This window comes from [Clostridium] polysaccharolyticum, from assembly GCF_900111595.1.
In the GTDB taxonomy this organism is placed as follows: Bacteria; Bacillota; Clostridia; order Lachnospirales; family Lachnospiraceae; genus Clostridium_AI; species Clostridium_AI polysaccharolyticum.
Genome location: NZ_FOHN01000031.1, coordinates 26,183 through 32,478, shown reverse-complemented (window position 1 = coordinate 32,478; position 6,296 = coordinate 26,183). Strand labels below are relative to the sequence as shown.

At 38.3% G+C, this 6,296-nt stretch carries 7 protein-coding genes; 1 reads left to right on the top strand and 6 read right to left on the bottom strand.

Annotation, left to right across the window (positions count from 1 at the left end; all coding sequences use genetic code 11):
* A partial coding sequence (locus BMY85_RS13705; RefSeq protein WP_143066397.1) for a transposase occupies positions 1 to 627 on the top strand: 627 nt, incomplete at its 5' end.
* Positions 628 to 785: 158 nt separating this feature from the next.
* Here the strand turns inward: BMY85_RS13705 and purD are convergent.
* From purD to purE, 6 genes are all read right to left on the bottom strand, one after another.
* A complete protein-coding gene (gene purD, locus BMY85_RS13700) occupies positions 786 to 2,057 on the bottom strand; it encodes a phosphoribosylamine--glycine ligase (RefSeq protein WP_092478831.1) in 1,272 nt (423 codons plus the stop codon).
* Positions 2,058 to 2,120: 63 nt separating this feature from the next.
* Positions 2,121 to 2,744 carry a phosphoribosylglycinamide formyltransferase gene (purN, locus tag BMY85_RS13695; protein ID WP_092478830.1) on the bottom strand — a complete coding sequence of 208 codons (624 nt, stop codon included), beginning with the start codon at positions 2,742 to 2,744 and terminating at the stop codon, positions 2,121 to 2,123.
* A gap of 21 nt (positions 2,745 to 2,765) precedes the next feature.
* Positions 2,766 to 3,791, bottom strand: a complete 1,026-nt coding sequence (gene purM / locus BMY85_RS13690) for a phosphoribosylformylglycinamidine cyclo-ligase (RefSeq protein WP_092478829.1) — start codon at positions 3,789 to 3,791, stop codon at positions 2,766 to 2,768.
* A 384-nt stretch (positions 3,792 to 4,175) separates the two neighbouring features.
* Entirely contained in the window at positions 4,176 to 4,982 is an 807-nt protein-coding gene (locus BMY85_RS13685; protein WP_092478828.1) for an SIR2 family protein, read from the bottom strand.
* Complete coding sequence (locus BMY85_RS13680) at positions 4,979 to 5,566, bottom strand: non-canonical purine NTP pyrophosphatase (RefSeq protein ID WP_092478827.1); 588 nt, start codon at positions 5,564 to 5,566, stop codon at positions 4,979 to 4,981. The genes BMY85_RS13685 and BMY85_RS13680 overlap by 4 nt, the downstream gene beginning before the upstream one ends.
* Before the next feature lie 83 nt (positions 5,567 to 5,649).
* Positions 5,650 to 6,162 carry a 5-(carboxyamino)imidazole ribonucleotide mutase gene (gene purE / locus BMY85_RS13675; protein WP_092478826.1) on the bottom strand — a complete coding sequence of 171 codons (513 nt, stop codon included), beginning with the start codon at positions 6,160 to 6,162 and terminating at the stop codon, positions 5,650 to 5,652.
* Positions 6,163 to 6,296 lie beyond the last annotated feature (134 nt).

Genomic DNA, 6,296 nt, shown 5'->3' with positions numbered 1-6,296 from the left:
AAAAGCAGAAACCGGATTACCGATATTTCCAGAACTGCTGAACTTCTTAAAAAGGCTGCCCGTGATTCCTACCGCCTTGATAAATGCCTGTATGAGCCATTAAATATATCTCTTTCCAGTTCCTTCAACTGCATTGAAACATTCCAGAATGAAATCAAGGCAATTGATAAGGCGATTGAGAAAACAATAAGTGGAATGAACCCAAATGCCTTTACCATACTAAAATCCATTGATGGCATAGGACCTGTTTTTGCCGGTGGGATCATCGCCGAAATTGGCGATATTAATGCATTTCATTCCTCCGATGCGTTGGCTAAATATGCAGGTCTTACCTGGTCTAAAAGCCAGTCTGGTGACTTCCATGCAGAAGACACCCATATGCAGAAAGCGGGAAATGCTTATCTGCGTTATTACCTTGGCGAAGCCGCTAATAGTGTCAGAAGACACGTGCCTGAGTATCGGGACTATTACGCGAAGAAATATAGCGAAGTACCGAAACATCAGCACAAAAGAGCACTCGCGTTGACATCTCGTAAATTCGTACGACTCGTTTTTGGATTGCTGGTCAAAAACCAATTGTACACCGGTGAAAAATTAGACACCGAACTTCATAATGAGCCGAACTAACATTCGATTTTTCTTCAAGGAAAGTCGTGGGTCTTTTTTGTGTACTCTTTTTTAAGAAAAACATATCAAAAACAATGCAAATCTTATCTTGACATATTACCAGATTGCTAAGTTGTAAATTAAATTATTTTATCTGCTGTAAAAATAGAAACTATTTTTTACACTTCCTCAATGGCTTTGCCAATGTCATTTCTCATATACTTATTAGCAAAGCCAACCCACTTTGTAGCCTCATAAGCTTCAGCACGTGCCTGTTTTAAATCTTCTCCTTTTGCAACAACATTAAGTACACGACCGCCATTTGTCACAATACCATCCTGTGTTTTCTTTGTTGCCGCATGGAACAGGTAATAACCATCTTTTCCCTCGAAGTTCTCAAAACCAGTTATTACTTTTCCTTTTTCGTACTGCTGTGGGTATCCATCAGATGCTAAAACTACACATACTGCTGCATTATCTTCGAATTCAAGATTTATGCTGTCTAGTTTTCCATCTACACAAGCTTCCATTACATCTATGATATCATTTTTCATTCGTGGGAGAATAACCTGTGCTTCAGGGTCTCCAAATCGAGCGTTGTATTCTAAAACCTTCGGACCATCCTCTGTTAATATCAATCCAACGAACAAAATACCGATAAAATCTCTGCCTTCTTTTTTCATAGCATCTATCGTTGGCTGGTATACATATTTCTTGCAGAACGCATCTACTTCATCTGTGTAAAAAGGACTTGGAGAAAATGTTCCCATGCCACCAGTATTTAAACCCTGGTCACCGTCCTTTGCACGTTTATGATCCTGTGCACTTGTCATAGTTTTGATTGTCTTGCCATCACAGTAACATAATACAGAAACTTCACGTCCTGTTAAGAATTCTTCAATAACGATTCTGTCACCAGCAGAACCAAACTGTTTATCAAGCATTAAGGATTTTACTCCATCCATGGCTTCTTCCTTAGTGTTGCAGATTAATACTCCTTTACCAAGTGCAAGACCATCGGTCTTCAAAACAATAGGATAACTGCTTTGTTCTAAATATTTCATTGCATCTTCCGCAGAGTCAAATGTTTCATATGCTGCTGTTGGGATGTTATATTTTTTCATTAAATCTTTTGAAAATGCTTTTGATGCTTCAATGATAGCAGCATTTTGGCGAGGGCCAAATACTCTTAATCCTGCTTTCTCAAAGGCATCAACGATACCTGCTCCTAGCGGATCATCTGGTCCAATAATGGTAAAGTCCACTTCTTTTTCTTTTGCATATGCTACTAATTTATCAAACTCCATTACTGAAATCGGCTCACACTCAGCCAATGCTTCAATTCCTGCATTTCCTGGTGCACAATAAATCTTATCTACCTTTTTGCTTTTTGCTACGCTTGCTACGATGGCATGTTCTCTACCGCCGCCTCCAACTACTAATACTTTCATGTTTGTCCTCCTAACCTACAAACACCACCCCCCATAACAAACATGAGGTGGCATAGATTTATTTTAGTCTAATACTGTTGCTATATTTCCTTCTACCTTCACTTTTCCGTTAGCAATCAAATCAATTGCCTTAGGAAGAATGTGCCATTCTGCCTGTTCCATAACACGACGCTGCAAAATCTCTGGAGTATCTCCATTTTGCACTTCTACTGCTTTCTGTAAAATGATTGGGCCAGTGTCTGTCCCATTATCTACAAAATGCACTGTTGCACCTGTTACTTTGTTTCCTCTTGCAAGTACCGCTTCATGTACATGAAGTCCATAGAAACCATCTCCACAAAAAGAAGGAATCAGGGAAGGATGAATGTTTATGATTCTATTTTCAAAGTGCTTTACTACGATTTCCGGAATAATAACCAGATAACCGGCAAGCACAACTAAATCTGCCTGATATTCCACTAAAGTATCTAAAAGTTTCTGATTAAAGTCCTCTCTCTTGTCAAAATCTTTTGGTGAGATACAGACATTGGCAATTCCTTTTTTATCTGCACGTTCTAATGCATAAGCCTCTTTCTTGTTGCTGATTACGACTTCAATGGAAGTGTTGGTAATTTCGCCACGATCAAGACTATCCATAATTGCCTGCAGATTGGTTCCGCCACCTGATACAAGTACTGCTATTTTCATATTTTCCTCCATGCCAGACAATCAGACAAGTGTTACCCCTTTGTCACCCGTTGTAATTTCACCAACGACATACGGAGTTTCACCAGCAATCTTAATAAGTTCCATAGCGTAATTAACATCTTCTGGCTCAACTGCAATCATCATGCCGATCCCCATGTTATATGTGTTGTACATCATTTTTTCTTCAATGTCACCGTCAACAGACATCATTTTAAAGATAGCTGGTACTTCATAAGAATCTTTTTTGATTACGGCATGGATTCCTTCTGGAAGCATACGTGGAATATTTTCATAAAAACCGCCACCTGTAATGTGGCTGCATGCTTTTACTTTCACACCAGCATCTTTTAATGTTTTTAATGCTTTTACGTATATTTTAGTAGGAGTCAGTAAAGTTTCTCCTAATGTTTTTCCTAATGATTCATAGTAAGTATTTAACGCCTCTTCGTTCATGCTGAATACTTTACGCACCAAAGAATAGCCATTACTATGTATTCCAGAAGAAGCAATCCCAATGATAACATCATTTGCTTTCAGATCTTTTCCTGTAATTAAATCTTTTTCATCTACCACACCAACTGCAAAACCAGCCAAATCGTATTCATCTACTGGATAGAAACCTGGCATCTCTGCTGTTTCACCACCAATTAATGCTGCATTGGCCTGTTTACATCCTTCTGCCACACCACTTACAATGGTAGCAATTTTCTGTGGCTCATTTTTTCCACATGCAATGTAATCAAGGAAAAATAATGGTTCTCCACCTGCACATGCAATGTCATTGACACACATAGCTACACAGTCAATACCAATCGTATCGTGTTTATCTAATAGAAATGCAAGTTTCAATTTGGTTCCAACGCCATCTGTACCGGATACTAACGTTGGTTTTTCCATGTTTTTAAAGCTTTCCATTGAAAATGCTCCTGAGAACCCACCAATGTTTGTTAAAACTTCTTTACGCATTGTACCTTTAATATGTTCTTTCATGAGTTCTACTGATTTGTAACCAGCTTCAATATCGACTCCTGCTTTCTTATAATCCATCTTTTTTTCCTCCTAAGCTCGAAAATGATGTTTCTCTTAAAAATCTGTAACTTTTCGCTGCAAACTTCTGTTAAAATCTTTTATTCAAAGCCTCTTACACCATCATGGGTGAGAGCATCTAGGGGTATTGTAACACACTTTCAGAATTTTGTCCCTTGTTTCAAGTTATTTATTTCTTATGGTATTTATAAGTATAGGTGATTAATATGTTTTGCTTTATAAGAGTATCTAAAATAAAAGGCTATTGCAAAACATTCTTAGAGATATTTCACAATAGCCTTTTTGTCTTATTCTGTATTATTTCTTCCATCAAGCGTCTATAAGTTTCCTAGCAGTTTTTCCTTGATGTATTCTTGTCAAAATCAGATTAGGTATTACATTCTTCTATAATTTTACTTGCTTAAGTTTCCCTAAAAACCCTTCCAGACTCTCCGTCTGGTCTGTATTTTCTCCAATAATCGGAGTAATATTCCTGTTCCTCATAACCTCCTCCTGGATCCGGTTAGGATTTGCCATAAAAATATACGACCGAGGCTGCGACTTCTTATTCCCAAATCCCCACATTTTATTAAGCTTATACAATAAAAAACGAATATTAATATCCGACAGACTATACCCAATAAACAAAATCGACTTTCCCAGAATATCAGATCTTAACTTGATATCCAATGGTGATTCCAAATCCATCCTGTCAAAATAACTGCTCTCTGTCAGCACCATGTTATGATAATTCCCTACGTCACCATGAAGTTTCACAATCTGCGTAATCCCTTTCTGGCATTTACAGATATCCTGCACCCTCGCAATCTTTGTATACGGCTTCTTAAAGATACGGTACGCCTGTTCTAAACAAGTATCAAAATTCGTGGTATAAATTACTGGAAAGTCCAGTTCCACTATTTTCTGGTACACAAAAGAATTCCGTATCCTCTCATCTTCCACCTTCCATTTTTCTCGCATCCAATTCGCAAGCCCTTTCAGATTCCCCTTCTGAATCTTATAATATTCTGCAAGTACCAGCGGATCCCCATACATTGAAAAGATATCTGGGTCATATTCCAGATCAATGGCAACTTTTCTAAGCATCTGGGACCAGGTAGGAAGATTCAGGGTTGCCGAAACTCCTGCCCCAACAAATAAAATCACATTTCCCGTCCGTATTTTCTCAGTCAGTTCCCTTAGTTCCTTCATCTTCTTCCCCCCCTAACGTTCCGTACATATTCCGCAATAAACAAAGCTAATGCCTTATGACGAATGGATCCCCACAATTTCTTTTCCTGCAGAACCGCAACTGTCTCCTTCTGCCCCGTCGGTATAAAAATACAATCCCACTGATAGTCCCTGTCTCCTTCTGGCTTTGATGCAATTCTTCCATCTATGGTCGTTTCATACATCATAACAGACTTACCATCACAGTATCCCACAACCGTAACCGCTTTGGCATTCACATTTTTCCTACGCCCAAAAAAGCCACAAAATTTCTCTGCTCCAAGTGATTCCCACATAATCTCTGTAAGTCCTCCCGGAAGTCTTCCAAACTCTTCTATATATAAACCTGTCTGCTCAACAAATACAGGTCTTTTCAACTCATAGAACGCTTTTTTTACCTTGTCAGCTACAATATCCTTCATCTCAAGACATTGAATTTCATTTATCTTATAGGGAACACAAGCCACTTCCATATTATGTTGGGTAAACAGGGTTTCAACTTCTTCTAGCTTCTTGGAATTACTTGAGACAAAGCAAAGCATATTTTTCCGAACCGTTTCTCCCATACCTTTTCCTCCTGATCATGTCTATAATAAAAATACCAGAGAAAACCTGAATTTCCTCTGGCATTTACATCTGCTGTAAAAAACTACATCTGCTTTATATACTCTTCATATCCTAAGGCATCAAGCTTTTCTGCTTTTTTCACAACTGCCTCTTTTAACCCAGCACAATAATCTTTTACTTTTGTCCTTAACTCTTTATCTCCAATGGAAAGCATTTCTGCTGCTAAAATAGCTGCATTGGCTGCACCATTAATTGCAACAGTTGCAACCGGAATGCCTGATGGCATCTGTACGATAGAATACAATGAATCTACCCCGCCAAGTGATTTTGTGTGAATTGGAACACCAATAACTGGTAATTTATAAAGTGCTGCACACATACCAGGAAGGTGTGCAGCTCCGCCTGCACCTGCAATAATCACATCAATGCCTCTTTCCTCTGCTTTCTTTGCATAATCAACAAAGATTTCTGGCATTCTATGTGCTGAGATAACTGTCATCTCATAATCAATTCCAAATTGTTCAAGCATTTCTGCTGCCTTTTTCATAATTGGAAGATCGGAATCACTTCCCATAAGAATTCCTACTTTAGCCATGCCTATCTCTCCTAACTGTATTTCATTTTGTATGTATTCCAATGTATGGAACGGAATCATTATATCACAAATAATGGAATTTGCAAAACAGGAATTGGTCAAAATAATGCTATAGGATGCCTGAAGTTTTTTCC

Excerpts from the sequence above, each read along its gene's own strand:
- purD (WP_092478831.1), bottom strand. The coding sequence starts at position 2,057 with ATGAAAGTATTAGTAGTTGGAGGCGGCGGTAGAGAACATGCCATCGTA.
- purE (WP_092478826.1), bottom strand. The coding sequence starts at position 6,162 with ATGGCTAAAGTAGGAATTCTTATGGGAAGTGATTCCGATCTTCCAATT.
- purM (WP_092478829.1), bottom strand. The coding sequence starts at position 3,791 with ATGGATTATAAGAAAGCAGGAGTCGATATTGAAGCTGGTTACAAATCA.
- BMY85_RS13680 (WP_092478827.1), bottom strand. The coding sequence starts at position 5,566 with ATGGGAGAAACGGTTCGGAAAAATATGCTTTGCTTTGTCTCAAGTAAT.
- purN (WP_092478830.1), bottom strand. The coding sequence starts at position 2,744 with ATGAAAATAGCAGTACTTGTATCAGGTGGCGGAACCAATCTGCAGGCA.
- BMY85_RS13685 (WP_092478828.1), bottom strand. The coding sequence starts at position 4,982 with ATGAAGGAACTAAGGGAACTGACTGAGAAAATACGGACGGGAAATGTG.